The 23,795-nt window shown below is 67.8% G+C and carries 21 protein-coding genes and 1 pseudogene; 12 read left to right on the forward strand and 10 right to left on the reverse strand.

Going from position 1 to position 23,795, the window contains the following annotated elements; genetic code table 11:
• Positions 1-4 precede the first annotated feature (4 nt).
• Positions 5-883: an MBL fold metallo-hydrolase gene (locus MBENS4_RS13090; RefSeq protein WP_039391243.1), complete on the forward strand. Its 879-nt coding sequence runs from the start codon at positions 5-7 to the stop codon at positions 881-883.
• On the opposite strand, the gene MBENS4_RS13095 is transcribed toward MBENS4_RS13090, so the two are convergent.
• The 6 genes and pseudogenes from MBENS4_RS13095 to MBENS4_RS13120 form a co-directional block, all read right to left on the reverse strand.
• Positions 869-2,041 carry a nitrilase-related carbon-nitrogen hydrolase gene (locus tag MBENS4_RS13095; RefSeq protein WP_039391244.1) on the reverse strand — a complete coding sequence of 391 codons (1,173 nt, stop codon included), beginning with the start codon at positions 2,039-2,041 and terminating at the stop codon, positions 869-871. The genes MBENS4_RS13090 and MBENS4_RS13095 overlap by 15 nt on opposite strands.
• Before the next feature lie 3 nt (positions 2,042-2,044).
• Positions 2,045-3,037, reverse strand: coding sequence for a quinolinate synthase NadA (gene nadA / locus MBENS4_RS13100; protein ID WP_039391245.1), 993 nt, complete (start codon positions 3,035-3,037; stop codon positions 2,045-2,047).
• 174 nt (positions 3,038-3,211) lie between these two features.
• Positions 3,212-3,928, reverse strand: a complete 717-nt coding sequence (locus MBENS4_RS13105) for a hypothetical protein (protein WP_039391246.1) — start codon at positions 3,926-3,928, stop codon at positions 3,212-3,214.
• Between the two features lie 103 nt (positions 3,929-4,031).
• Positions 4,032-4,918 (reverse strand): annotated as a pseudogene (locus tag MBENS4_RS13110) (MBL fold metallo-hydrolase).
• A 71-nt stretch (positions 4,919-4,989) separates the two neighbouring features.
• Complete coding sequence (locus MBENS4_RS13115; protein ID WP_039391248.1) at positions 4,990-5,511, reverse strand: DUF1465 family protein; 522 nt, start codon at positions 5,509-5,511, stop codon at positions 4,990-4,992.
• Between the two features lie 199 nt (positions 5,512-5,710).
• The gene (locus MBENS4_RS13120; RefSeq protein WP_039391250.1) at positions 5,711-5,908 is read right to left on the reverse strand and encodes a YdcH family protein; all 198 of its coding nucleotides are present in this window, start codon (positions 5,906-5,908) and stop codon (positions 5,711-5,713) included.
• A 222-nt stretch (positions 5,909-6,130) separates the two neighbouring features.
• Here MBENS4_RS13120 and MBENS4_RS24805 point away from each other — a divergent pair, with 222 nt between their 5' ends.
• The 5 genes from MBENS4_RS24805 (at position 6,131) to tilS (ending at position 12,178) form a co-directional block, all read left to right on the forward strand.
• Positions 6,131-6,286: a YdcH family protein gene (locus tag MBENS4_RS24805; RefSeq protein WP_084592079.1), complete on the forward strand. Its 156-nt coding sequence runs from the start codon at positions 6,131-6,133 to the stop codon at positions 6,284-6,286.
• Positions 6,287-6,444: 158 nt separating this feature from the next.
• On the forward strand, positions 6,445-8,721 hold the full coding sequence (gene ptsP / locus MBENS4_RS13125) for a phosphoenolpyruvate--protein phosphotransferase (protein WP_039391252.1): 2,277 nt from the start codon (positions 6,445-6,447) through the stop codon (positions 8,719-8,721).
• Between the two features lie 224 nt (positions 8,722-8,945).
• A complete protein-coding gene (locus tag MBENS4_RS13130; RefSeq protein WP_039391254.1) occupies positions 8,946-10,070 on the forward strand; it encodes a helix-turn-helix domain-containing protein in 1,125 nt (374 codons plus the stop codon).
• Positions 10,071-10,206: 136 nt separating this feature from the next.
• Positions 10,207-11,202, forward strand: coding sequence for a tetratricopeptide repeat protein (locus tag MBENS4_RS13135; RefSeq protein ID WP_052322265.1), 996 nt, complete (start codon positions 10,207-10,209; stop codon positions 11,200-11,202).
• The gene (tilS, locus tag MBENS4_RS13140; protein WP_039391256.1) at positions 11,183-12,178 is read left to right on the forward strand and encodes a tRNA lysidine(34) synthetase TilS; all 996 of its coding nucleotides are present in this window, start codon (positions 11,183-11,185) and stop codon (positions 12,176-12,178) included. Before MBENS4_RS13135 ends, tilS begins: the two co-directional genes overlap by 20 nt.
• Before the next feature lie 133 nt (positions 12,179-12,311).
• On the opposite strand, the gene MBENS4_RS13145 is transcribed toward tilS, so the two are convergent.
• Positions 12,312-12,953 (reverse strand): L,D-transpeptidase family protein, encoded by a 642-nt coding sequence (locus MBENS4_RS13145; RefSeq protein ID WP_039391258.1) that lies wholly within the window; start codon positions 12,951-12,953, stop codon positions 12,312-12,314.
• 107 nt (positions 12,954-13,060) lie between these two features.
• Complete coding sequence (locus MBENS4_RS13150; RefSeq protein ID WP_039392401.1) at positions 13,061-13,720, reverse strand: TetR/AcrR family transcriptional regulator; 660 nt, start codon at positions 13,718-13,720, stop codon at positions 13,061-13,063.
• Positions 13,721-13,853: 133 nt separating this feature from the next.
• On the opposite strand from MBENS4_RS13150, the gene MBENS4_RS13155 reads away from it, so the two are divergent.
• From MBENS4_RS13155 to MBENS4_RS13165, 3 genes are all read left to right on the forward strand, one after another.
• The gene (locus MBENS4_RS13155) at positions 13,854-16,220 is read left to right on the forward strand and encodes a TonB-dependent receptor (protein WP_039391260.1); all 2,367 of its coding nucleotides are present in this window, start codon (positions 13,854-13,856) and stop codon (positions 16,218-16,220) included.
• Positions 16,221-16,348: 128 nt separating this feature from the next.
• Positions 16,349-17,218 carry an alpha/beta fold hydrolase gene (locus tag MBENS4_RS13160; protein ID WP_039391262.1) on the forward strand — a complete coding sequence of 290 codons (870 nt, stop codon included), beginning with the start codon at positions 16,349-16,351 and terminating at the stop codon, positions 17,216-17,218.
• Between the two features lie 97 nt (positions 17,219-17,315).
• Positions 17,316-18,533, forward strand: a complete 1,218-nt coding sequence (locus MBENS4_RS13165) for a spinster family MFS transporter (protein ID WP_239026604.1) — start codon at positions 17,316-17,318, stop codon at positions 18,531-18,533.
• A 138-nt stretch (positions 18,534-18,671) separates the two neighbouring features.
• Here the strand turns inward: MBENS4_RS13165 and MBENS4_RS13170 are convergent, their stop codons facing one another.
• The gene (locus tag MBENS4_RS13170) at positions 18,672-19,133 is read right to left on the reverse strand and encodes an Lrp/AsnC family transcriptional regulator (protein WP_039391263.1); all 462 of its coding nucleotides are present in this window, start codon (positions 19,131-19,133) and stop codon (positions 18,672-18,674) included.
• A 125-nt stretch (positions 19,134-19,258) separates the two neighbouring features.
• On the opposite strand from MBENS4_RS13170, the gene MBENS4_RS13175 reads away from it, so the two are divergent.
• Positions 19,259-20,311, forward strand: coding sequence for a Leu/Phe/Val dehydrogenase (locus MBENS4_RS13175; protein WP_039391265.1), 1,053 nt, complete (start codon positions 19,259-19,261; stop codon positions 20,309-20,311).
• 2 nt (positions 20,312-20,313) lie between these two features.
• Here the strand turns inward: MBENS4_RS13175 and MBENS4_RS13180 are convergent, their stop codons facing one another.
• Positions 20,314-22,116, reverse strand: a complete 1,803-nt coding sequence (locus MBENS4_RS13180) for a sensor domain-containing diguanylate cyclase (RefSeq protein WP_052322267.1) — start codon at positions 22,114-22,116, stop codon at positions 20,314-20,316.
• Between the two features lie 220 nt (positions 22,117-22,336).
• Here MBENS4_RS13180 and MBENS4_RS13185 point away from each other — a divergent pair, with 220 nt between their 5' ends.
• Complete coding sequence (locus MBENS4_RS13185; RefSeq protein WP_039391267.1) at positions 22,337-23,368, forward strand: patatin-like phospholipase family protein; 1,032 nt, start codon at positions 22,337-22,339, stop codon at positions 23,366-23,368.
• A 121-nt stretch (positions 23,369-23,489) separates the two neighbouring features.
• Positions 23,490-23,789, forward strand: a complete 300-nt coding sequence (locus MBENS4_RS13190; RefSeq protein ID WP_052322268.1) for a hypothetical protein — start codon at positions 23,490-23,492, stop codon at positions 23,787-23,789.
• Positions 23,790-23,795: the final 6 nt, after the last annotated feature.

Raw genomic sequence — 23,795 nt, forward strand, 5'->3', positions numbered from 1 at the left:
GGGGATGCGCGCAAGGGTTGCCTTTGCCGCGGCTCTGGGGCTGGTCCTCGCAGGCCCGGCTTTCGCCCAGGACCGGGACGACCCGCTCACCCGCCCCGTCGCGCTGCAATATGCCGAAGCTTTCGGGGAGCCCGGGCCGCCGCGTCTTGTCCATGGGGCGACCTGGTCGCTGGGCTCGCCCACGCTTGCGGTCACGCTGATCGACAGCGGAGCCGGGCTGGTGCTGATCGATGCCGGGCTTGCCCAGTGGGCCCCGGTCATCGAGGCGCACCTTGAACAGATCGGCTATGCCATTGCCGACGTGAAGCTGATCCTCAGCACCGAGCCGCACTACGATCACGCCAGCGGCCTTGCCGCACTGGCCCGCGACAGCGGCGCGAAGGTGCTGGCAAGCGCGGCGGGGGCCGAGGTGCTGCGCGCAGGCCATTCGACCCGCAGCGATCCGCAACTGGATGAGCTCTTCACCTATGCTCCGGTGCCTGAGGTGACGGTGGTTAGCGATGGCGAGGTGGTGCGTCTGGGCGCTCTGGAACTGACCGCGCACGCGACGCCCGGTCATACGCCAGGCAGCCTCACCTGGTCCTGGCAGAGCTGCGCGAACGCGGATGGCTGCCGCACGCTTGTCGCAGCGGCCAGCCTGACCTCGCGCACCGATGGCACCTACCGCTATTCCGCGCCCGAGAATGCCGGGGCGCTGGCCGCGTTCCGCGACGGGCTGGCACGTCTGAAGACCTTGCCCTGCGATCAGGTTTTGCCGGCGCATCCGCCCCATGCGCAGGCGGCGGGCGCGACAGGGCCGGAGCCGTGCAAAGCGCTCTCGGCGCATTTCGGGGCGGCGCTCGACGCGCAGCTGGAACAGGAAGCGGCCTCAGGGCAGCCCTGAGGCGGGCGCGGTCAGAACGCCGCGCGCGATAAGATCGCGGATGCGCGCGCGCTGCGCCTGTGCGTGATCCTCTCCCGGCGCGGGCGGCGCATCGAAGCGCGCGGCGGCATAGTCGGGGGCGTGGAGCCCGCTCTGGAGCTGGAGCAGCGCGTTGGCAGGCCCGGGCGTGCAGCGCGCGCGGCGCTGGGCCTCGATGTCGAGCGTGGCCGTGATCGCGCGGGCACCGGCATCGCTCGAGGCAGCCAGCACGTTGCCGTGGTAGTCCACGATTTCACTGGGCTGCATGGCCCCGAGAGGATTGCCGTCTGCCTCTCCCACGGGGCCCAGATTCGCGGTCAGCATATAGGCCATGTTCTCATAGGCGCGCAGGCGCCGGGCCATGACGGGCAGCGCCGGGTCGTTGGCATCGGGGGCGTTGGCGGCGCGCATGGCCGGGGAACTGGGCGTCGCGTTGGGTGAGGCGAGGCAGGTGGCCACGACTTCGGCGCCCCGCAAGGCCAGGCTGCGCACCATTTCGGGCCAGTTGGCGTCGGTCCCCACCGTCAGCCCGATCCGGCCCAGCGGCGTGTCGGCTATGGGAAACAGCGAATCGTCTCCATAGAGGTCGCGCCATTGCGGCAGCACGTCGCTCGGCCGGGTCTTGCTGGTGAGGTCGTAGAGCTTGCGGTAGGTGAGCGCGATCTCGCCTGAGGGGGAGAGCAGCAGTCCGGTCAGGAAATAGCGTCCCGGAAATGCGGCGATGGCCTCGACAGGATTGAGGACGACGTAGGCGCCCGCGCGCTGCGCGGCGGCGCGAAGCCGGGCGATCTCGGGGCCTGCAAGATCGACCGCGCCCGCTTCCCATTGCTCGGGCGAGAGGCGCACGAGCGGCATCTGCAGGCAGAACTCGGAAAAGACGAGGAGCTTCGCGCCGCTCTCGCCCGCCGTGCGTGCAATGGCGCCCGCGAGGGTCTCGACATTGGCCGCCAGTGCTTCGGGGAGCGGTGCGCCGCTGGAGGACCAGGTGGGAAGGACGCGGGTCTGCACGCAGGCCGCCGTGTAGGGCGCGATGGCGCTGGGCACAGCCGCGCGCGACGTGGCGGAAAGGAAGGGGGCGCCCGCCGCCAGTCCTGCGCCCAGCAAGGCGCCTTCACGCAGGACGGTGCGGCGGGCGGGCATGTCTCAGCGGGTGCCCAGGTCGCCCTTGCCGACCGTGCCCGAGGCCATTTCGAGCATGGCATCAAGGCTCTTCTTGGCATCGAGCCGCAGGGTTTCCTCGATCTCGATCTTCGGTTCCAGATCGCGGAGCGCGATGTAGAGCTTTTCCATGGTGTTGAGCGCCATGTAGGGGCAGATGTTGCAGTTGCAGTTGCCGTCCGCACCCGGCGCGCCGATGAACGTCTTGCCCGGCAGCGCGCGTTCCATCTGGTGGATGATGTGCGGCTCGGTCGCGACGATCAGCGTGTCGCCTTCCATCGCCTTGGCGTAGTTGAGGATGCCGCTGGTCGAGCCCACGTAGTCGGCGTGGTCGACGATGGTCGGCGGGCATTCCGGGTGTGCGGCGATCGGCGCACCGGGATGCTGCGCCTTGAGCTTCAGAAGCTCGGTCTCGCTGAAGGCCTCATGCACGATGCACACGCCCGGCCAGAGCAGCATCTCGCGGTTGAACTTGCGCGAAAGATAGCCGCCCAGGTGCCGGTCGGGGCCGAAGATGATCTTCTGGTCGGCCGGGATCTGCTGGAGGATCGTCTCCGCGCTGGAGCTGGTCACGATCACGTCCGAGAGCGCCTTCACCTCGGTCGAGCAGTTGATGTAGGTGAGCGCGATGTGGTCCGGATGGGCCTCACGGAACGCCTTGAACTTTTCAGGCGGGCAGGAGTCTTCGAGGCTGCAGCCCGCTTCCATGTCGGGCAGGATCACGGTCTTCTCGGGCGAGAGGATCTTGGCGACCTCGGCCATGAACTTGACGCCGCAAAAGGCGATGACGTCTGCGTCGGTCTCGGCGGCCTTGCGGCTGAGTTCCAGACTGTCGCCCACGAAGTCGGCCAGGTCCTGCAACTCGGGCTTCTGGTAGTAGTGGGCGAGGATGACGGCGTTGCGCTCCTTGCGCAGACGCTCGATCTCGGCCCGCAGATCGAGGCCCTTCAGATCGGCACGATCAGGCATGGCAGTCATGGCGGATTTCCCTTCGGTCCTTGTCCGGGCGTCTCGGTTCGCGGCGCGCCTGCGCCAGTCCGATCCCCTTTTGCGGCCTACTTAGGGGCGGGTGTGCAAGGACCCAAGGGAAAAATGCGCAAGGGCGCGGCGGGTGGCGACCTGGCCGCCAGGTGGACGCGCTCCTGTCAGGGCTTAGCCTTGCGCGATGCGCTCGGCCAGCGCCTGGACGGCGGGGAGGCGGCCCATCATCTCGACCAGGGTGTGCGAGAAGGCCACGGCCCCAAGCGAGACCAGCGTGGCGCGGTGGACCCGCCCGAACTGGGCCAGATCGTGGCGTGCGACCAGCGCCAGGACGCCCAGCTGCAGCACCATGACGGCAAATTCGCCCCAGGGCTGCATCAGCGGGAAGGGCAGGAGACGCCCCAGCGCGGGCTCCAGGATCATCACGTTGGCCCCCACGATCAGGCGCGGGTGCGCCGTGATGTCACGCCCGAGCGCCACCACCGCAGCCATCACCAAGGCGCCGAAAGTCGCGATGTTGATGGTGTTGAGCGTCAGGAAGTAGGACGGCGCAAAGAAGCCGGGTACGTGGCGGCTCGCCACGCTCATGTAGGTGGAGTAGGCCCCCAGCACCACGACGCCGAGCGCGAGGACAAGAGCGATGGCCCCGGTCTGGCGATGGCGGGCGACATCGCCGCGTGCGATCAGCGTGGGCTGGAGAACGAAGAAGCCGAGCCAGGCGAGCATCGCGGCGGCGTGAAGATGGATCCACAGCGGCGCGGCGCCGACATCGGCGAATCCGCGCGCGGTAAATTGCAGGAACGCGAAGAGATCGAACGCCGCGATTCCCAGCGCGACTTTTTGCCAGAAGCTCAGTGCCTTGGTTTTGGCAGGTGCCAGGCTTGCCATATGTCTTCCCCCAGTTTTTCGGTTTTTCTGGGGGCAGGGTACGTCAACTCGTGCGATTTACGAAATCCTGTTTTACATTTTCGCAATTATCGCAGGGGTGCTGTCAAGCGATTCCCTCGGGCAAACGCCACGCATCGCCGCAGCGCAGGACCAGGTCGCGGCGCTCCAGGTCGATGAGGTGGGCCAGCACGGAGCGGCCTGCCGCGGGCCAGAGACGCTCGTCGACGCCCTTGTACATGGCAGGGACCATGGCCGGGATGGTGGTGTTGCCCGCTTCGATCTGGCGCAGGATCTGGCGCTCGCGGCTGCGGCGGTGGCCGAGCATCCCGCGCACGAGTTGGTGGGGCTTGGTAATCGCGGGGCCATGCGCGGGAAAGTAGATGGTGTCCTGCGTACGCTCGTAGAGCCGCGCGAGGCTGGCGAGGTAGTCGCTCATGTCGCCATCGGGCGGGGAGACGACCTGGTCGACCAGCCCATGACGTGATCGCCGGTGAAAAGCGCGCCGGTTTCCTCCAGCGCAAAGCACAGGTGGTTGGAGGTGTGGCCGGGTGTCGCAACCGCGGTGAGCGTCCAGCCCTCGCCCGAAATGCTCTCGCCGTCGGCGAGCACGCGGGAGGGGCGGTAGTCGGCGTCGAAGGCCGCATCGGCACGCGGGCCGTCGTCTTCCAGCGTGAGCGGCGCGCAGCCGATGATGGGGGCGCCCGTGCGCGCGCTCAGCGGCGCGGCTGCGGGCGAGTGGTCGCGGTGGGTGTGGGTGCACGCGATCGCTGTGAGGCGGGCCTCGCCCAGCGCGTCGAGGATCGCGGCGAGGTGCTCCTCTTCGGCGGGGCCGGGATCGATCACGGCAACCTCGGCGCCATCGCCCACGAGGTAGGTCTGGGTACCCGTGTAGGTGAAAGGCGAGGGATTGCGCGCGAGAACGCGCCGTACCTTGGGGGCAATCGTCTCGGCCAGGGCATAAGGCCGCTCGGGTTCCGCGTCGCTCTGCATGGAGGCGCTATGGGGGCTTGGGGCGCGCATGTCGAGGCGTGTCGGCCGGCGAAAAGAGCCGCGCCGGGCACTCAGCTGGCGAGGCGGCCCTCGATGCGCTGGCGCAGCCGCTCGATGGCGCTGGCCGCCGCGGCTTCCTCGCGCGACAGGCTCCAGGTCTCGTCAAGGCGCTCCAGGCGCGCGTAGAAGGTGCGGGTGCGCGCGACGAGCCGGGTGATCCCGGCATCGAGCAGAGTCTCGTCATCCGCGCGTCCCTCGCGGGCATGGCGCAGGTCCTGGGCCAGCCGTCCGTGGCGGCGGAGCTGCTCCTCCCCGATCTCGCCCATGAAGTAGGCGCGGTGCTGCAGCAGCCAGGCAATCGCGTGCATCATGCGCGTCGTCGTGGCGAGGCCCACGCGCGAATAGGCGATGCGGATGCGGTCCTCGTCGGTGGAGGGTGTCCTCGCGCCGGATGGCGGACGGGCCGGGGGCGCAAGCTGGCCGGACATCTGCCCGGACGCGGAGAAAGTCCCGCGCACGTCTTCCGACAGCGCGAGCGCCTCGCGGTAGAGGCCCTCCACGATGCGGGGGCAGATGGCCAGCGTGTGGGTCATGGCCAACAGCTATTTCGCATGCGCGAATCAGGGGCAATGGGAAAGGTACGCAAACGCCGGCTGGACAGGGCATGTGTCCCTGACTGGCACGGTTTAAGGTTGACGCGCTTTAACCTTTATTGCGGATTTGCCCTGATTTTTCACGTTGCCCTGATTTTTCACAGGGCCCCGAAAGTCGCGCGCCGGATTGCGGAGCATCTCAGGCGATGATGTCGGGAATCAGGTAGTCCTCAATGTGGCTGATCTGGTCCTTTAGGCCCAGCTTGCGCTTTTTCAGGCGTGCGATCTGCAGCTGGTCGGTGCCGCCTGCCGCGCGCAGGGCATCGATCGCGGCGTCGAGATCGCGGTGCTCGATCCGCAGGATTTCCAGCCGTTTACGCATTTCCTCTTCGGTCACGGCGGATTCCTCGAACGCTAGAATGGGCCCGTTTGTGCAGTGCGATTGGTGAATCCGGCCTGACGCAGGTTTCACGCAACTCACCGATATGTAGCAATCCCGGACTTCGCAAGATGCTGTGAATGTGGTTCCCTTCGATTGCGCCGTTCCCTGAGAACCGAGTCGCCAATCCGGGCCACCGGAAAGAGGGATCGCGTATCCACGAAAGAGGAGACACCATTCATGGAAAGTTCTCACGTCAGCGCCCTGCAGCTCAAGCACGCCGGTATCGATCGCCGGCTTCACGACGAATTGAGCCGCCCGATGCCTGATGCCGTGGTGATACAGGCCCTCAAGAAGCGAAAGCTGATGATCAAGGAGGAGATCGGCCGGGGCTGAACGCTTCGCGCTGGGCCTCGCGCCGCGCGTGACGCGGCGGTTTCCAGCCCTGTTTTGGGACAAGCTCCTCCGGAAACGGAGGCCTTATCCATAGCTGGGTCGATTTGCGCGCTCCAACCGCGTTTCCAAACGCCCGCGTTTGGGGTACTCCCCAAGCCATGACCAGCGGAGCCGTCGACGCAGCACGAAACATCCTCACCGGCCTTCACGAGGTGATGGCCTCGCGCCAACACGCGCAGGCCAAGCTCAATACGGTCGTCGAAGTGATCGGGGAGAGCCTCCATTCTGAGGTCTGCTCGATCTACCTCCTGCGTGAGGGCATGCTGGAACTCTTCGCCACGCGCGGCCTGGCCCAGGAGGCCGTCCACGTGACGCGCCTGGCCATTGGCGAGGGTCTCGTCGGCACGATTGCCGAGAAGATCGAGACCCTCAACCTGGCCGAGGCCGCCGCGCACCCCGACTTCTCCTATCGTCCGGAAACGGGCGAGGAAAAATTCCACTCCTTCGCGGGCGTGCCCATCGTGCGGCGCGAGCGGGCCGTGGGCGTGCTGGGCGTCCAGCATGTCGAGCGGCGTCGCTACGAGGAAGTGGAGATCGAGGCGCTGCAGACCGTGGCGATGGTGCTCTCCGAGCTCATCACCAACGCCGGGCTCATCGACGACGATTACGCCGCCTCGCTGGATCCCACGCACAACGCGCCCGAGCAGCTGCGCGGCCTGCCGCTGGTCAAGGGGCTGGCGCAGGGCACGGCGGTCTACCACCAGCCGCGCGTCACCATCGAGCACATCGTCGCTCAGGACACCGAGGCCGAGCGCCAGCGCGTGATCCTCGCCTTCGACAAGATGCGCGAGCAGATCGACCGCATGGCCGGGCAGGCCGAGTTCGGCGTGGGCGGCGAGCACGAGGAAGTGCTCGAGACCTACCGCATGTTCGCCTACGATGAAGGCTGGACGCGCCGCATCAACGAGGCGATCGATTCCGGCCTTACCGCCGAAGCCGCGATCGAACGCGTGCAGCAGCGCACCCGCATGCGCATGCGCCAGATCGACGACGCGCTCCTCGCCGACCGCATGCACGACCTGGAGGACCTGGCGAACCGCTTGCTGCGCATCGTTTCGGGCCAGATCGGCACGGCGGCCTCGCTGGGCCTGCGCAACGATGCGATCCTGATCGCGCGTAACCTGGGCCCAGCCGAGCTGCTCGAATACGACAAGCGGCGTTTGAAGGGCGTGGTCCTGGAAGAAGGCTCGCTCACCAGCCACGTGGTGATCGTGGCGCGGGCGATGGGCATTCCGGTGCTGGGCCGCGTGCGAGGCCTTCGCGGCTATGTGCGCGAGGGCGATACGCTGCTGCTCGATGCCGAGCAGGGCATGGCGACCGTGCGTCCTTCGCCGGGCGCGATCGAAGCGTTCGAGGCGCGCTTTGCCAAGAACCGCGAGAAGCAGGCGGTCTACGCCTCGATGCGCGATGTCGAGCCGGTCACGAAGGATGGCACGCGCATCCAGGTGCGCATCAACGCGGGCCTGCGCGACGACATCGCCAATCTCAGCCTGACCGGCGCGGACGGCATTGGCCTCTTCCGCACCGAGTTCCAGTTTCTCGTTTCGGCGACGCTCCCTGCGCGCGAGCGCCAGACGCGGCTCTACCGCGACGTCCTCGATGCGGCGGGTTCCAAGCCGGTGGTCTTCCGCACCGTCGACATCGGCGGTGACAAGACTCTGCCCTACCTGCGCCATGATGACGGCGAGGGGGAGGAGAACCCGGCGATGGGCTGGCGCGCGCTGCGCGTCGCGCTCGAACGCGAGGGGCTGCTCAAGGTCCAGGCGCGCGCGCTGCTCGAAGCGGCCGGAGGGCGCGAGCTAAACGTGATGTTCCCGCTCGTCGCCGAACCCTGGGAATTCGACGAGGCCAAGGCCGTGTTCGAGGGCCAGCTGGCGTACCTGCGCAAGACCAAGCGCATGCTGCCCGAGGCGATCCGCTACGGCGTCATGCTGGAGGTGCCCGCGCTGGCCGAGCAACTCGACATCCTCGCGCCCAAGATCTCGTTCCTGTCCATCGGCACCAACGATCTGACCCAGTTCCTCTTTGCCGCGGACCGTTCGAACCCCAAGCTGGCCGAGCGTTACGACTGGCTCAGCCCTGCGATCCTGCGCTTCCTGCGCCGGGTGGTGACTTCGCTGGAAGGCAGCAACGTCGATATCGGGGTGTGCGGCGAGATGGGCGGGCGCCGCCTGGAGGCGCTGGCCCTGCTGGGGCTGGGCATCCATCGCCTTTCGATCACCCCGGCCTCGGTCGGGCGCATCAAGGACCTTGTCGGCAAGACCGATCTGGGCGAGATCGAGACCGCGATGCGCGGCTGGCTGGCCGAGCCGCCCGCCAACCTTCGCGAGACGATGCACGCCTGGGCCTCGGCACGCGGGCTTCTTACCGACTGATCCCGGGCGCTCCCTGTGCGTCGCAATGGCTCGCACGCTGCGCAAGAGCGGGAAATGCGGACGGCAGGCGTGCAAATTGCACGTCCTGGCGCGCGATGGTGGGAAGGTGTTAAAACTTTTTGGTTCCAGAGGCCCTCTTCGATTGACTTTGTCGTGTCGTAAAGGTTGGTTAGCGCGCGCAGACAGACCGTGTTCTGATCGCCGCTCGTGCCCCTCGGAGCCTAATGGATAACGTGGAAACACCCGAACCGACCTCGCAGCCCCTCACTGCGGGCCAGACCCTGCTCAAGGCCCGCGAAGAGGCCGGTCTCAGTCGCGCCGACATCGCCTCGCGCACCAAAGTTGCCGAGCGCCATATTCTCTCGATCGAGGAGGACCGTTTCGAGGACCTCGCCGCGCGCACCTATGCCGTTGGTTTCTCGCGGGCCTATGCCCGTGCGATGGGGCTCGATGAAAAGGTCATCGCCGAGAAGGTTCGCGCCCAGCTTGACGCGCACGAGCCCTATGCGCCGGTCACCCAGCCCAGTTTCGAGCCCGGCGATCCCGCCCGTGTGCCCTCCAGCGGCCTCGCCTGGCTGGCGGGCGGCGCGGTCGTCCTGGTGATCGGCCTCGTCTTCTATTTCTGGAGCAGCGTGTTCTCGCCCGAAGGCGAACTACCCTCGCTTCTGCCCGGCGACGAACCGAGCGCGGCGCCCGCTCCGACGCAGGCTGTCGCCGCGCCATCCCCTTCGGCCGCGGTCCCGTCCGGCCCGGTCGTGCTGACGGCCAATGCCGACCAGGTCTGGCTGCGCGTCTCCGACGGGACCGGCGCCACTCTGGTGGAAACGGTGCTGGCGCGCGGCGAGAGCTGGACCGTGCCCGCCGATGCCGACGCGCCCACGCTGCGCACCGCGCGTCCCGACGCGCTGGCGATCACCGTGGGCGGCACCGCGGTCCCCGCGCTTTCGGACAAGCCCGAGACCGTCTCGGGGGTTTCGCTCGCGCCGCGTGATCTGCTGGGAAGCGCGGCTCCCGCGCCCGCCTCGAGTCCGGCCGCCACGCCCGCCCCAACGTCCACGCCCACGGCTGCGAGCACGCCTGCGCCCCGCGCGACCTCGACGCCGACCGCGCGCACCAGTCCGGCGGCCAGCCCGGCTGCCAGCTCGCGTCCGGGCCCGACGCCGAGCCGCACGGCCACGGCGCGCCCGAGCCCGGCGCCCAGCCGCACGGCTGCCGCGCGCCCGGCCACGGCCCGCCCGAGCCCGAGCGCGCCGGCCACGCAGGAGAGCGGCGGCCCGGTCTCGATCCTGCCGACCGGCAACGCAAGCCCGAGCCCGAACCCGACCGCGGTATCCACGACTTCCGAATAAGCCAGCCTCGACAGGTGCAGGTGCCTTGCGGCAAGCAGGGGTCCTGTCGCCCGTGGTTCATCCCCTGTTCGATGCCGGGCGCCCATGGTTGCAGCCGCCGGGCCTCAGGGGCCCAGAGACGGAGAAGAATTAGGCGATGATTGCGTATCCCACCAAGACACAGGTGCTCCGCCGCCTGCCGCGCACCTCGGCCCTGGCCGCACTGGCCGTCGCGCTCGTGGCGAGCGTGAGCCCGGTTTCGGTGGCCGCGCAGGACAGCACCGACGCGCGCCTGCGCAAGGTCGAGAAGGAAGTGAGCGCGCTCCAGCGCAAGGTCTTCCCCGGCGGCAGCGGCACCTTCTTCGAGCCCCAGATCACCGCGCCCGCCGCCGGATCGCCGGCGCCCCAGACGGCCACGAGCACGCCGGTCAGCGATCTTCTGAACCGCATGGAAGCGGTGGAATCGCAGATGGCGCGCCTGACCTCCCAGGTCGAGCAGAACAGCAACCGCCTGGCCCTCCTGGAGGAAAAGGTCGCCGCCTCGGCTTCGGTCCCGGCAGCGCCCGCGCCCCAGAGCGCTCCGCAGGCAGAGCCGGTCAGCGCCTCGCAGAACAACCTGTCGGCGATGAGCGGCGGGGTCATCAAGACGCCCCCGGCTGCGGCTGCAAAGCCTGCGCCCGCCCAGCCTGCTCCGGCCCAGCCAGCACCCGCCACCAGCGCCCGCGCGCAGGGCGTGCAGGCCATCGTGAAGCCGCAGACCGCCGATGCGGGTGAGGACGAATACACTTACGGCTTCCGCCTGTGGGACGCGGGCTACTTCCCCGAGGCGCGCCAGCAGCTCAAGATCTACCTTGAGAAGTACCCCAACCACCGCATGGCGAGCTACGGGCGCAACCTGCTCGGCCGCGCCTGGCTCGACGACAAGAACCCGTCCGAAGCGGCCAAGTGGTTCCTCCAGAACTACCAGGCCGACAAGCAGGGCGCACGCGCGGCCGACAGCCTGCTGTACCTGGGCATCGCGATGAAGCAGCTCAAGGACACCAAGCGCGCCTGCATCGCGCTGGCCGAATTCAGCGAGACTTACGCCTCCGAAGCGGCCGGACGTCTGGGCTCGCTCTATTCCACCACGCGCAATGGGCTCGACTGCAACTGATCCCGCGCTGGTCCCGGCTCCCGAGGCGGTCGATCGGTTTCGTGCCGATCTGACCGCGCTGTGGGGCTGGGCGCTGGCGGATGAGGGCATGCGCCTGGGCCTTGCGGTTTCGGGCGGGCCGGACAGCACCGCGCTGCTGCTGCTCGCCGCCGCGGCCTTTCCGGGCCGGGTCGAGGCCGCGACCGTCGAGCATGGCCTGCGCCCCGAAAGCGCGCAGGAAGCCGCCGATGTCGCGGCGCTTTGCGCGCGGCTGGGCGTGCCCCACGCCATCCTTCCCGTCACCGTGGCCGAGGGCAACGTGCAGGCCATGGCCCGCGCCGCGCGCTACGCCGCGCTGGCGAGCTGGGTCGAGGAGCGGGAATTGGCCGCGATCCTCTCGGCCCACCACGCCGACGACCAGGCCGAGACGCTGCTGATGCGCCTCAACCGCGCGAGTGGAGTGGCCGGACTTGCCGGAACGCGTGCGCTCGGCCGGGTACCCGAAACGCAGATTCCGCTTTTGCGCCCGGTGCTGGGCTGGCGCCGCAGCGAGCTGGCCCAGATCGTCGAGGCGGCCGGGATCGAGGCCGCGCAGGACCCGAGCAACGCGAACGAGCGCTACGACCGGGTGCGGCTGCGCAACGCGCTGGCGCAGGCGGACTGGATCGACGTTTCGGCGGTCGCGCAAAGCGCCGCACACCTGGCCGAAGCGGACGCCGCGCTCGCGTGGATGGCGGACCTCGAATACCGCTCGTGCCTCAAGAAGGAGCCGATGGGGCTGCGCTACAAGCCGCAGGCCCCGCGCGCGGTGGCCCTGCGCGTGGTCGCCCGGATCGTCACCGAACTCGACGGACAGGAACCGCGCGGAAGCGCCGTTGCGCGCCTGTTCGACGCGCTGTGCGCGGGTGAGCCAGCCTCTATCGGCAATCTTGTCGTGCGGCCCAACGCGGGGGGGTGGAGCTTTGCCAAGGCGCCGCGCCGGGCGGTGAAGAGATAGAAGAGGGATATCCGAGGGCCATTGCCCTCGGGCTCCCCATACCATCTAGCTCGCCTTACACGCGCTGCGGTGGCTGAGGAAGGTGAGGTCGCCCGGTTTGGGGTCAAGGGGCGATGGCCCCTTGAATCAATTCCTACCCTTCGACGAGACTGTCCCCCATGCCCACCTGCTTGCCGCGCGTGATGTAGACCTTGTCGCCCAGCTTGGTCATCTGGAACAGCTTGGCCGCGAAGGGATCGGGCATGCCGACGCAGCCGTGGCTGGCAAAGCCCTTTTCCACCTGCGAGCCATGCAGCGAGACGCCGTCGTTCGTCAGGCGCTGCATGTAGGGCATCGGCGCGCCGGTGTAGATGTTCGAGACGTGGTCGATGTCCTTCTCGGTAATGGGGAAGACGCCGGTAGGGGTAGGTTTCTCCTGGCTGCCGAGCAGAACGGCCGTCGCCCCGATCTCGTAGCCGCCGCGAAAGACCGAGAGCACGCGCGCGTCGAGGTCCACGGTGATGACCAGCGGGCCATCGGGCACGCCGTCCTCGTCCCAGTGCCATTCGCCGTAGCGGATCGGCCCTTCGATGGGGAGGATGCGCTTGATGACGAACGGCTCGTCCGGCGCGGGGGCAGGGGGCCCGGCTGGCGCTGGCGCAGGTTCGACCCCGGCAACCTCCACCGGGCTTTGCGTCGCCTCGGGCGCCGGATCCGAGCGGCCTGCAAGCGTCAGCACGCCGCCGATGACCACGATGGCGCCGAGGCCGGAAAGCAGGAGAAGGCGGGAACTCACGTCGGCGGGTCACTTCGTGTGGGGGCTGTCTACCCGGTCCTGATCGCAGATCGCCCGCCTGTGCGCCAGTGCCTTGGCGCCGGGTGTCCCGGAGCGGGAAAGGGGCCTTACCCCGCCGGGTCGTCACCGTGCGCGGTGATCCCGCCGCGCAGGATGGCGTTCGCGATCTCGGCCACTTCGGCGGGGCTGCGGTCCTGTGTCCACACCGCGTAGCGCAGCCCCAGGAACACGTTCATGCCCATGATCGCCCAGGCGTGGGCTTCCTCCACGTCGGCGCGCAACTCGCCCTTGCGCACTCCGTCGGCGAGGCGCTCGGTGATGCGGCTCGCGGTGCCTTCGTAGTGCGCGCGGAAGGTCGCGGGATCGACGAACTCGCACTCGTCGATAATCCGGTAGATCTCCTTGTGCTCGTTCGCGAACTTGAGGAAGTTGGTGAGCGCCACGCGCTCGGCTTCCAGCGCGGGAAGCTCGGTGCGCCGGGCCTCGCGCGCGGCTTCGCGCACGCGCGCGCTGAGGTCGCTGACGAGCGCGCGGTAGATCTCGTCCTTGGAATCGAAATAGGTGTAGAAACTGCCCAGCGCGGTTCCGGCGCGCTGCGTGATCGAGGTGATTGAGGCCTCGTGAAAGCCCCTTTCGCCAAATTCTATCGCCGCCGCGTCGAGCAGTTTGCGCCGCGTCTTGCGCCCGCGCTCGGTGCGCGGAATCTTGTCCGCTGGCGGGTTTGCGCCATTTTCGGTGGGGGACGGCGCGCCGTTCGGATCCTCCAGGGGGGGCTTTTCTGTGCTCACGAAGCCACAGCTATCGGCTCTTGCGAGCCTTGGCAAATCTTTGGAGTTGAAACCCGGTTCAAGTATCAATAAGCAGGGCCCAACAAGAATTGGTTCATTGGGAGTGAATGCTATGAACAAGGCGCGATTCCGCGTTCGTGAGGCGAGTGCGCTGGCGCTTCTCGCTGGGTTGGGGGCTCTGGTCCTTTCGGCTCCGGCCACCGCACAGGAGGCGCAAGCCGCCCCCGCACAGGCCGAAACGCCGCCCGAGGCCACCGGCGGCGCGATCATCGTCACCGCCCGCCGGCGCGAAGAGCGCCTCGTCGATGTGCCCATCGCGGTGACCAGCTTCAGCGGGGAGCAGCTTGCCAAGACCGGCGCCCTCGATGTCACCGAGATCGCCCAGTCGGCCCCCAACGTGACGCTCGAACCCTCGCGCGGGACCAACTCCACGCTGTCGGCCTTCATCCGCGGCATCGGTCAGCAGGACCCGGTCTCGGGCTTCGAGCAGGGCGTGGGCATCTACCTTAACGATGTCTACCTCAACCGTCCGCAGGCCGCCGTCCTCGACATCTATGACGTCGAGCGCATCGAGGTCCTGCGCGGGCCGCAGGGCACGCTCTACGGACGCAACACTATTGGCGGCGCGGTCAAGTACGTGACCAGGAACATGCCGATGGAGCCCTCGATCAAGGTGCGCGGGACGCTGGGCACCTACGACCAGGCCGACGTGGTGGTGACGGCCTCGACGCCGCTGACCGACCTTGTCCGCGTGGGCGGTTCGTTCGCGCGCCTTTCGCGCGGCGGCTTTGGCGACAACCTCACCACGGGCGAGGAAAACTACAACAAGGACATCTGGGCGGGACGCGCCAGCCTCGAGATCGGCGGCTACGGCGAGCCGGTGCTGATCAAGATCTCAGGCGACTACACCAAGGACAATTCCAACGCGCGCGGCGGCCACCGTCTGACCCCGGGCTTCGTCAGCGGCGCGCCGGTGCTGGACGATGTCTACGATACGCGCGGCGGCCTCATGGACCCCAGTCAGTACGTCGAGGCCTACGGGCTCTCGATGAACGCGACGGCGGACCTCTCGGACACGCTGACCTTCAAGTCGATCAGCGCCTGGCGCAAGGATTCCAGCGCCTCGCCGATCGACTTCGACGCGCTGCCCGCGGTCGACCTCGACGTCCCGGCCTACTACCGCAACGAACAGCTGAGCCAGGAATTCCAGCTGCAGTACGATGACGGCGGCGCGCTTCAGGCGCTGGTCGGCTTCTACTACCTGACCGCCACCGCCGACACCCAGTTCGACGTGCGCCTGTTCACCGCGTTCGATGGCCTCACCGCCTTCACCCAGGCCGATGTCGACACCAACACCTGGGCGGCCTTCGCCGACTTCACCCTCGACATCACCGACCAGCTCAGCCTGTCGGGCGGTGGCCGCTACACCTGGGACAAGCGCTCGGCCTCGATCCTGCGCCAGAACTATCTGGGCGGTGGCTCGCCGGTCTTTGGCGGCGCGGGCATTCCCTTTGGCGGGGCGAGCACCAACTTCTCGGGCTCGGCGACCTTCAAGAAGTTCACCCCGCGCGTCTCGCTCTCGTTCAAGCCCACGCCCGACCACAATATCTACGGCGGCTTCAGCCAGGGCTTCAAGGGCGGCGGCTTCGACCCGCGCGGCGTGGGCGTGAACGCGCCGACCAGCAACCCGAGCGGCATTCCCAGCGACGGCGAGATCGCCGATTACCTCAGCTTCGATCCCGAAACGGTGAACAGCTACGAGATCGGCTACAAGGGCAACCTCTTCGGCGGTGATCTCTACGTGGCGCTCGCGGCCTTCCACATGGACTACAGCGACGTCCAGATCCCGGGCTCGGCGGGCTGCACGGTGGGCGGCATTCCGACCTTCTGCGGGGTCATCACCAATGCGGGCAAGGCCAAGATCGACGGTATCGAACTGGAGACCAACGCCACGCTTGCCCGCGACTTCCTCGGCATGGGTGACCGCCTGACCTTCGCGGGATCGCTGGGCTGGATCGATGCGCGCTACACCGAGTACGAGGGCCTCATCGCGGGCGTTCCGACCGACGTCTCGGACTACCGCAAGATCCAGAACACGCCCGAATGGACCGGCAGCGGTACGCTGGGCTACGAAACGCCGGTCGGCGATGGCGACCTCTCGTTCAGTTCGACCGTCTCGTTCCGCAGCAAGACCTACCAGTTCGAGGTGCCCAACCCCTACCTGGACCAGGGCTCCTACGCGCTCATCGATGCGAGCATCGTCTACACCGCGCCCGGCGGGAACTGGAGCCTGGGCGTCCACGGCAAGAACCTGACCGACAAGCGCTACAAGACCTCGGGCTACACCTTCATGGCCGCCGATCCGCTGACCGGCGCGCTGGCGAGCCCGCTGACCCCGACGCTGGGCACCGAGGGCACGCTGACCGCGTTCTATGGCAACCCGCGGCAGGTCTTCGTGACCGCGTCGCTGGAATTCTGAACGTAGACACGCACTAGAGGCAGGGCCTACCGGTCCGGCTGGGCGGCGATGCTGGGGGGCATGCCGCGCGGCCGGACCGGACCAGACCGGACGAGGGACGGGCTTTGCCAGGAAAGGATACCCCAACGATGGACTACGCGCTCCACCGCTATCGCAGCGCCTGTGGGCGGCTGGATCTGGTCGCGCGCGACTATCCGGCCGCGCGCCCCGACGCGCCCGTGCTGCTGCTCATGCACGGGCTCACCCGCAACAGCGCCGACTTCGCGCCGGTCGCGGCCTACCTTGCAGGCGAGTACCGCCTGATCGTGCCCGACCAGCGCGGGCGCGGGCTCTCGCAGTGGGACCCGGACCCGGCGCAATACCGGCCCGACGTCTACTGCGCGGACATGTTCGCGCTGCTCGACGGACTGGGCATTGAAGACTGCGGCGTGATCGGCACCTCGATGGGCGGGCTGATGGCGCTGGTCATGCAGGCGATGCGCCCGGGCTTTGCCAGGGCCATGGTCTTCAACGACATTGGCCCTGTTCTCGAGGCCGAGGGCCTGACCCGCATCCAGGGCTATGTCGGGCCGGGTGGTCCCATGGCGGACTGGAATGCGGCCGCCGCGCGCTGCCGGGCGATCAATTCCTCGGCCTTTCCCGATTTCGGGCAGGCAGACTGGATGGCCTTTGCGCGCCGGACATGCGTGGAGAACCCCGAGGGGACGGTTTCCTTTGCCTACGACCCGGAGATCTCGAAGGGCGTGTCGGGCGAGGATGCGACCGTGGTGCCGCCCGATCTGTGGCCCTTGTGGGACGCGCTCGATGCGATCCCGGTGCTGGTCATTCGCGGCGCGATTTCGGACCTCCTGAGCGCGGCGACCGTTGCCGAGATGGCCAGCCGTCATTCCGGGCCCTATGAAGCGGTGGAAGTTGCGCGCGTGGGCCATGCCCCGATCCTCGACGAGGCGCCCGCGCGCGCCGCGATCACCGCCTTCTGCAAGGAGCACATGGGCTGACATGGCCACACTGGACACCTCCCGCGCCGCGCCCCCACCCGCACCTGCTTCGGCTCCGGGGGAGCGCAAGGCCGCGTCGCCCAACCTGGTGCTGGCGATGCTGCTGCTGGTCTACATCTTCAATTTCGTGGACCGGCAGATCCTGGCGATCCTCGCCGCGCCGATCCAGGCGGATCTCGACCTGTCCGACGCGCAGATGGGCCTGTTGGGCGGGCTCGCCTTCGCGATCCTCTATTCGACGCTGGGTGTGCCACTGGCCTCGCTGGCGGACCGCACGAGCCGCTCCTGGGTGATCACCGGCTCGCTCGTATGCTGGAGCCTGTTCACCGCCATGTGCGGTCTGGCGCAGGGGTTCTGGCACATCTTTCTGGCCCGGCTTGGCGTGGGCATCGGCGAGGCGGGCGGCGTTGCGCCGTCCTACGCGGTGATCGGCGACCACTTCCCGTCCGAGCGGCGTGCCTTTGCGCTCTCGATCTACTCGCTGGGTATTCCTCTGGGTTCGGCGGCAGGCGTCCTTGCGGGCGGCTATGTCGCGGCGACGGTGGACTGGCGCGCGGCCTTTGCGGTGGTGGGCCTGTGCGGCCTCCTCATCGCGCCCGCCTTCAAGTTCGTGGTGCGCGACCGCCCCAAGCCCGCCGTGGCGGACCGGGGCCCGGCTGCACCAACCCTGGGCGCGGTGGCCCGCGTGCTCGCGCGCAAGAAGGCGTTCTGGCTGCTGAGCTTCGGTGCGGCCTCAAGTTCGATGCTGGGCTATGGCCTCGCGTTCTGGCTGCCGAGCCTCCTCCAGCGCAGCTTCGCGCTCGACCTTGTCCACACCTCCTGGTTCATCGGTGCGGTGCTGCTGATCGGGGGAACGGTGGGCGTCCTTCTGGGCGGTATCCTGGCCGACAAGCTGGGCAAGGCCGACCGGGCGTTCTACGGCTGGGTTCCGGCGATGGCCTATACCGTTGCGGTGCCGCTCTTTGCCGCCGGGATCTGGACCTCGAGCGTGCCGCTGGCCTTTCTCCTCTTCCTCGTGCCCCAGGCGCTGGCCTACGTCTGGCTGGGGCCGGTGACCTCGGCAATCCAGCATCTGGTCGATCCACCCGCACGCGCGACGGCTTCGGCGCTCTTCCTCCTGATCAACAACCTCATCGGGCTTGGCGGCGGGATCTATGCGCTGGGCGCGCTCTCGACCGCGCTGACGCCGGTCTACGGGAGCGAGGCGCTGCGCATGTCGATGCTCTTCGCGCTGGTACTCTACCTTGTCGCCGCCACGCTGATGGCGCTGGCCGGGCCGTTTCTGCGCCGGGAGTGGGTGGACGAAGTAAAGTAGGATTCCGAGGGCCATTGCCCTCGGGCTCCCCGAACGGTCGACCTCACCTTACGCGCGCACCGCGGCGTGAGAGAGGTGAGGTCGCCCGTTTTGGGGTCAAGGGGCGATGGCCCCTTGAATCACTATCTTCCTTCTTCTTCAGATCGGTAGCTCGGTCGTCGACTTGATCTGCGAGAGCGCCACGATCGAGTTCACTTCCTGCACGCCGGGCAATTGCGAGAGCTTGCCGAAGAAGAAGCGCTCGTAGGCCTTGATGTCCTCGGCCACGACGCGGATCATGAAGTCGATCGAGCCCATCATCACGTAGCAGTCGAGCACCTCGGGAAAGTCGCGGATCTGCGCGGCGAACTCGTCGAGGTTGGCGCGGCCGTGGGCGTTGAGCTTGACCTGGACGAAGACGTGCGCGTTGAGGCCCACTTTCTCGCGGTCGATGATGGCCACGCGGCGCACGATCACGCCCTCGCGTTCGAGCCGGTCGATGCGCCGCCAGCAGGGCGAAGCGGAGAGGCCCACCTTCTCGGCGATCTGCGCCGTGGTCTGGCTGGCGTCGCGTTGCAGCTCGCGGAGAATTTTTCGCTCATAGGCGTCAAGCTCGGTCATATTGACCTATATAGCCCCTTCTGGGGGATGGTCCATTCACTGCGAGGCTCTGCAGGGCCGGAATGAGAAAAGATTTTCCGTGGCGCACACGCTATAGGCGGTCTCCCAAGCAAAGGAGTGATACGATGGTTGTCGCCGCCACGCGCAGCGTGCCCGAAGAATGCATCCGCCTCGAAGATCCCAAGGCCGGTCTCGATGGCTACATCGTCATTCACTCCACCGCACGCGGCCCCGCGGCGGGCGGCTGCCGGTTCTGGACCTACGATGCCCCCGAGGCGGCGCTCGCCGACGCGATGCGCCTTGCCGAAGGCATGAGCTACAAGAATGCCTCGGCCGAACTGCCGCTGGGGGGCGGCAAGTCGGTGATCCGCCGTCCCGCCGGGGACTTTGACCGCAAGGCCCTGTTCGAAGCCTTCGGCGAGGCGGTCGAGCGCCTTGGCGGGCGTTACGTCACCGCCGAGGACGTGGGCACGACGATTGCCGACATGGAAGCCATCGCCACCAACACCCGGCACGTGGCCGGGCGTACCGCGCGTCCCGGCTTTGCGGGCGGTGATCCCTCGCCGTGGACGGCGCTGGGCGTGTTCGAGGCGATGAAGGCAGCGGCAAAGCTGCGCTTCGGCGGCTCGCTGGCGGGAACGACCGTTGCCGTGCAGGGCGTGGGCAGTGTGGGCGGTCGCCTCGCGCGCCTGCTCGCCGAAGAGGGCGCGAAGCTCGTCCTCGCCGACATCGACGGCGCGCGTGCGTCGGCGCTCGCCGAGGAACTGGGCGCGCAGCTGGCCTCGATCGACACCATTGCCGGGATCGCCTGCGATGTCTTCGCGCCCTGTGCTCTGGGCGGCGCGCTGGATGATGCAACCGTCGCGGGCCTCAAGGCCGGGCTCGTGTGCGGAGCGGCCAACAACCAGCTTGCCACCCCCGAGATGGCGCAGGCGCTGGCAGCGCGTTCGATCCTCTACGCGCCCGACTACGTCGTGAACGCGGGCGGCATCATCAACGTGGCCGCCGAATACCTGGGCGAAAGCGAAGACCAGGTGCGCGGCCGCGTGCTCGCAATCGGGCCGCGCACGGCCGGGATTCTGGAAATGGCCGAGGCGGAAGGCCTGACCAGCTCGGCGGTCGCGGACCGTGAGGCGGAAGCCAAGATGCGCCGCCCCGAGGTCGCCGAAACCGCCTGAATTCAGGCGGCGCGCAGGAGGTTGCGACCTTCGCGCTTGGCCCGGTAGAGGGCGCCGTCCGCTTCGGCAAGAAGCTGCTCGGCGCCTTCTGTGCCCTTGAGCGTGGCGACCCCGATACTGGCGGTGACCGTGTCGGGGCCATCGGCGCCCCAGTCCGCGGTCTCGATGGAGACGCGCACCCGCTCCCCCACGTTCTGCGCGGTGGCGCTGTCGGCGCCCGGCAGGATCAGCACGAATTCCTCGCCGCCGATGCGTCCGGCCATGTCGGAAGAGCGCACCGCGCCGCTGCACAGGGCGGCCGTCTTGCGGATGACCGCATCGCCCGTGCCATGGCCGTAGCGGTCGTTGATGCTCTTGAAATGGTCGATGTCGAGGATGGCGACGCTGAGCGGTGTGCCGTCTTCGAGCGCGTGACGCATCTCGGTTTCCAGAAAGCTGAGCGCGCTGCGCCGGTTGGCGATGCCGGTGAGGGCATCGGTCTGGGCCATGAGCATCGCCATGTCCGCCTGCTTCTCGGCCAGTTCGCGCGCCTCGGCCAGCCGCAGGTTGGCAATCGTGGTCTCGGTCACATCCTGGAAGATCCCGAACAGGCCCACCGCATCGCCCGCCGCGTTGCGCTCCACATCGCCGCGGCTGCGCACGTAGCGTTCCTCTCCCTGGACGGTGAACAGGCGGGCCTGGAAATCGAAGGGCTCGTGGGTTTCCACCAGCTTGGCGAGGAAGGCCTCCACCTTGGGTCGGTCATCGGGATGGTAGTAGTTGATCGCGCCCTCAAGCGGCGGGTTGGGACCCGGCTCCAGCCCGTGGATGTGAAACACCTCGTCCGACCAGAACACTTTCTGCTTGGCCAGATCGAGCCGCCAGTGGCCGACATGGGCAAAGTGCTCGGACATCTCCAGCCAGCGGTTGGCGCGGCTGACCTCGGTGATGACCCGGTCGCGCGCGCCCAGGAGCGCGGCCAGCGGAAGCGCCGAAAGCAGCAGTACGAGCAGGTAGAACTGCATGAACAAGGTAGCCGCAAAGGGGCTGCGGTCGCGCATCAGGTGGATCGGCCCGCTATCGGTCAGGGTCAGGCTCGAGCCGATGACGGCAATGATGAGGATGCTCGTCATCGCGCCGTTCGGGCCGATCAGGTAGGTCGCGATGATGACCGCCATGAGCGGAACGAACAGCAGCGGGAAGGTGCTCTGGTGGAACACCACATAGCTGACGATGGCAACGGTCGCGAGGATCAGGACCGGCGTGAGGAGAAGCCGCGGATGGCGCAGCAGGCTCGCGGAATATCCGTGGGCGATGTTGAGGATGAGGGGCACCACGATCATGATGCCCAGGCTCACCGTGGTCGCCCAGGAGACGAACATGATCGACAGGCCCGCGCCCGTCAGCGCCGAGGCAATGGCACCGCTGAGCGTGCCGGTCAGGAGCGCGGCGATGCAGAACTGCACGACGCTCAAGGGTCTGTAGATCGTTTCGCGCTCGCGATTGATTTCCCGGATGCAGAAATAGCCGATGGCCGCTTCCAGCGTGTTCGCGGTGGTGAAGGCCGCGATCTCCACGACCGGGATCTGGGCATAGAGATTGGCCGCGAAGCTGGCGAGGGCGATGGCGAGGAACATGGCCGGCCGCTGGGCATTGCGGCACAGGAGCAGTCCGGAAATCGAAATGCCGCTCGCGGGCCAGACGGTCGCGATCCCATCGGTGCCTTCGGTCAGCTTGAGCGCGATGGCCGCACAGGCAAAATAGGCAACGCCGACCAGGGCAGGCCAGATGCCCACATGAGTCGAAAGACGTTGGCCGTTTTGCATAAGGGCGTTTCGCATTGGGGCAGTTAATTCCCACTAAACAGATTTGCGGAGCGTTGGAAAGTCCCGTGCGTTCCCCTCGGGGAAAGCCGATAAGGCCCCGGAAAGTTCCATAATTGGCAGGGTCCTGGCCAGGATGCACGTGTGCATTCGATTGCCGGGGGGGCGGTGCACAGGTTAGCTTCGCCGCCAAACCGACGGGCCCGCAAGAAGGAGTTAGGAAATGGTCGCAGCGCGGGCGCTTGGATTGGATCTGGCCTTGCAGGGCGGAGGCGCGCACGGCGCCTTTACCTGGGGGGTGCTCGACCGCCTGCTGGCCGAGGAGCGCATCTGGATCTCGGCCCTGAGCGGAGCGAGCGCAGGCGCGGCCAACGCCGCGGTCTTTGCCAGTGGGCTCGTCACCGGCGGGCGTGAGGGCGCGGCGGCGGCGCTTGCGCGTTTCTGGGAGGCGATCCACCGCTCGGGACGCAGCGCAGGGCCGCTGCTGCCGATGATGGAGGCCTTCCCGGCTACCTTCGAGGCGCTCTCGCAGATGTGGAGCACGATGCTGGGCAACGTCACCTTGCCCAGTTCGCCCGACATGGGGGCGCGCACGCAGGCTCTCCTGCGCGAGGTCTTTGCCGAGCATATCGACTTTGCGGCGCTGCGCCGGCCCGAGGCGCCCCGCCTGTTCATCTCGGCCACCGACGTGCGCACGGGAAACGCGCGCATCTTCGAGAACGAGGAGCTTTCAAGCGACGTGCTGCTGGCCTCGGCCTGCCTGCCGCTGCTCTTTCCGCCGGTCACCATCGACGGCGTGGACTACTGGGACGGGGGCTATAGCGCCAACCCGCCGATCTTTCCGCTGATTCAGAACAGTCCGAACGACGACATGCTGCTGGTCACGATCAACCCGATGTCGCGCGCGGACACCCCGCGAAGCGCGGCGGAAATCTCCAACCGGCTGACCGAGTTCTCGTTCAACCAGACCCTTATCAAGGACATGCGCGGGCTCGTGCTGATCCAGAACGAGGTCGGCCCGCTGGCGTTCGGCAAGGGCCTGCTGGCGCGCCTGCGGCGCCTGCGGGTCCACGAGATCCACGACGAGGCGACGCTGGGCGCGATGCCCGCGGGCTCCAAGATGATGCCCGTGCGCGAGGTGCTGGAGCACCTCCACGATGCCGGACGCGACGCGGCGGACAGCTGGCTGGCGGCGCATGGTGAGGATCTGGGACGGCGCGGCACGGCCGACCTGGCGACCCGCTACGCGCCCTGAGTGCAAGCGGCGCGACAGGCCCTCAGGTGAATTCCTGAGGGGAGCTACAGGGCAACACACTTTCCAAAGCCCTGAAATCGGCTATTCTTGCCTCTTCCAGATAGGAGCAGGCAGGACAGGCATGGACACAGGCAGCACCAGACCCGAGGGCGCCGAGCCGGGCCCGGGCAACCAGCCGATCGCGGGGCAACTCGCCGAGATCCGCGAGCGTCTGTGTGCCGCCTTTCCCCGCGCGAAGAGCGTTCTGCTGGAGTTCGATGGCACCTTCAAGGCGCATATCGACGTGCGCGAGGGAGAGCTCGTCCCGGCCATCGAGGCGCAGCTGGCGCATATCGACAACGGGCGCTTTACCCGGGTGGAGCATGGCGCAACGCCGCACCATCCCTTCCTTCACCGCATCAGCGCGGTGATCTCGGCCTGAACGCAC

The sequence above is a fragment of the Novosphingobium sp. MBES04 genome (genome assembly GCF_000813185.1).
In the GTDB taxonomy this organism is placed as follows: domain Bacteria; phylum Pseudomonadota; class Alphaproteobacteria; order Sphingomonadales; family Sphingomonadaceae; genus Novosphingobium; species Novosphingobium decolorationis.

Bases quoted from the DNA above. Each gene is read 5' to 3' on its own strand.
- MBENS4_RS13115 (WP_039391248.1), bottom strand. From the start codon at position 5,511: ATGACCCACACGCTGGCCATCTGCCCCCGCATCGTGGAGGGCCTCTAC.
- MBENS4_RS13160 (WP_039391262.1), top strand. From the start codon at position 16,349: ATGGACTACGCGCTCCACCGCTATCGCAGCGCCTGTGGGCGGCTGGAT.
- MBENS4_RS13170 (WP_039391263.1), bottom strand. From the start codon at position 19,133: ATGACCGAGCTTGACGCCTATGAGCGAAAAATTCTCCGCGAGCTGCAA.
- nadA (WP_039391245.1), bottom strand. From the start codon at position 3,037: ATGACTGCCATGCCTGATCGTGCCGATCTGAAGGGCCTCGATCTGCGG.
- MBENS4_RS13175 (WP_039391265.1), top strand. From the start codon at position 19,259: ATGGTTGTCGCCGCCACGCGCAGCGTGCCCGAAGAATGCATCCGCCTC.
- MBENS4_RS13190 (WP_052322268.1), top strand. From the start codon at position 23,490: ATGGACACAGGCAGCACCAGACCCGAGGGCGCCGAGCCGGGCCCGGGC.
- MBENS4_RS13185 (WP_039391267.1), top strand. From the start codon at position 22,337: ATGGTCGCAGCGCGGGCGCTTGGATTGGATCTGGCCTTGCAGGGCGGA.
- ptsP (WP_039391252.1), top strand. From the start codon at position 6,445: ATGACCAGCGGAGCCGTCGACGCAGCACGAAACATCCTCACCGGCCTT.
- MBENS4_RS13130 (WP_039391254.1), top strand. From the start codon at position 8,946: ATGGATAACGTGGAAACACCCGAACCGACCTCGCAGCCCCTCACTGCG.
- MBENS4_RS13165 (WP_239026604.1), top strand. From the start codon at position 17,316: ATGCTGCTGCTGGTCTACATCTTCAATTTCGTGGACCGGCAGATCCTG.
- MBENS4_RS13105 (WP_039391246.1), bottom strand. From the start codon at position 3,928: ATGGCAAGCCTGGCACCTGCCAAAACCAAGGCACTGAGCTTCTGGCAA.
- MBENS4_RS13095 (WP_039391244.1), bottom strand. From the start codon at position 2,041: ATGCCCGCCCGCCGCACCGTCCTGCGTGAAGGCGCCTTGCTGGGCGCA.
- MBENS4_RS13090 (WP_039391243.1), top strand. From the start codon at position 5: ATGCGCGCAAGGGTTGCCTTTGCCGCGGCTCTGGGGCTGGTCCTCGCA.
- MBENS4_RS13180 (WP_052322267.1), bottom strand. From the start codon at position 22,116: ATGCAAAACGGCCAACGTCTTTCGACTCATGTGGGCATCTGGCCTGCC.
- tilS (WP_039391256.1), top strand. From the start codon at position 11,183: ATGGGCTCGACTGCAACTGATCCCGCGCTGGTCCCGGCTCCCGAGGCG.
- MBENS4_RS24805 (WP_084592079.1), top strand. From the start codon at position 6,131: ATGGAAAGTTCTCACGTCAGCGCCCTGCAGCTCAAGCACGCCGGTATC.
- MBENS4_RS13155 (WP_039391260.1), top strand. From the start codon at position 13,854: ATGAACAAGGCGCGATTCCGCGTTCGTGAGGCGAGTGCGCTGGCGCTT.
- MBENS4_RS13135 (WP_052322265.1), top strand. From the start codon at position 10,207: ATGATTGCGTATCCCACCAAGACACAGGTGCTCCGCCGCCTGCCGCGC.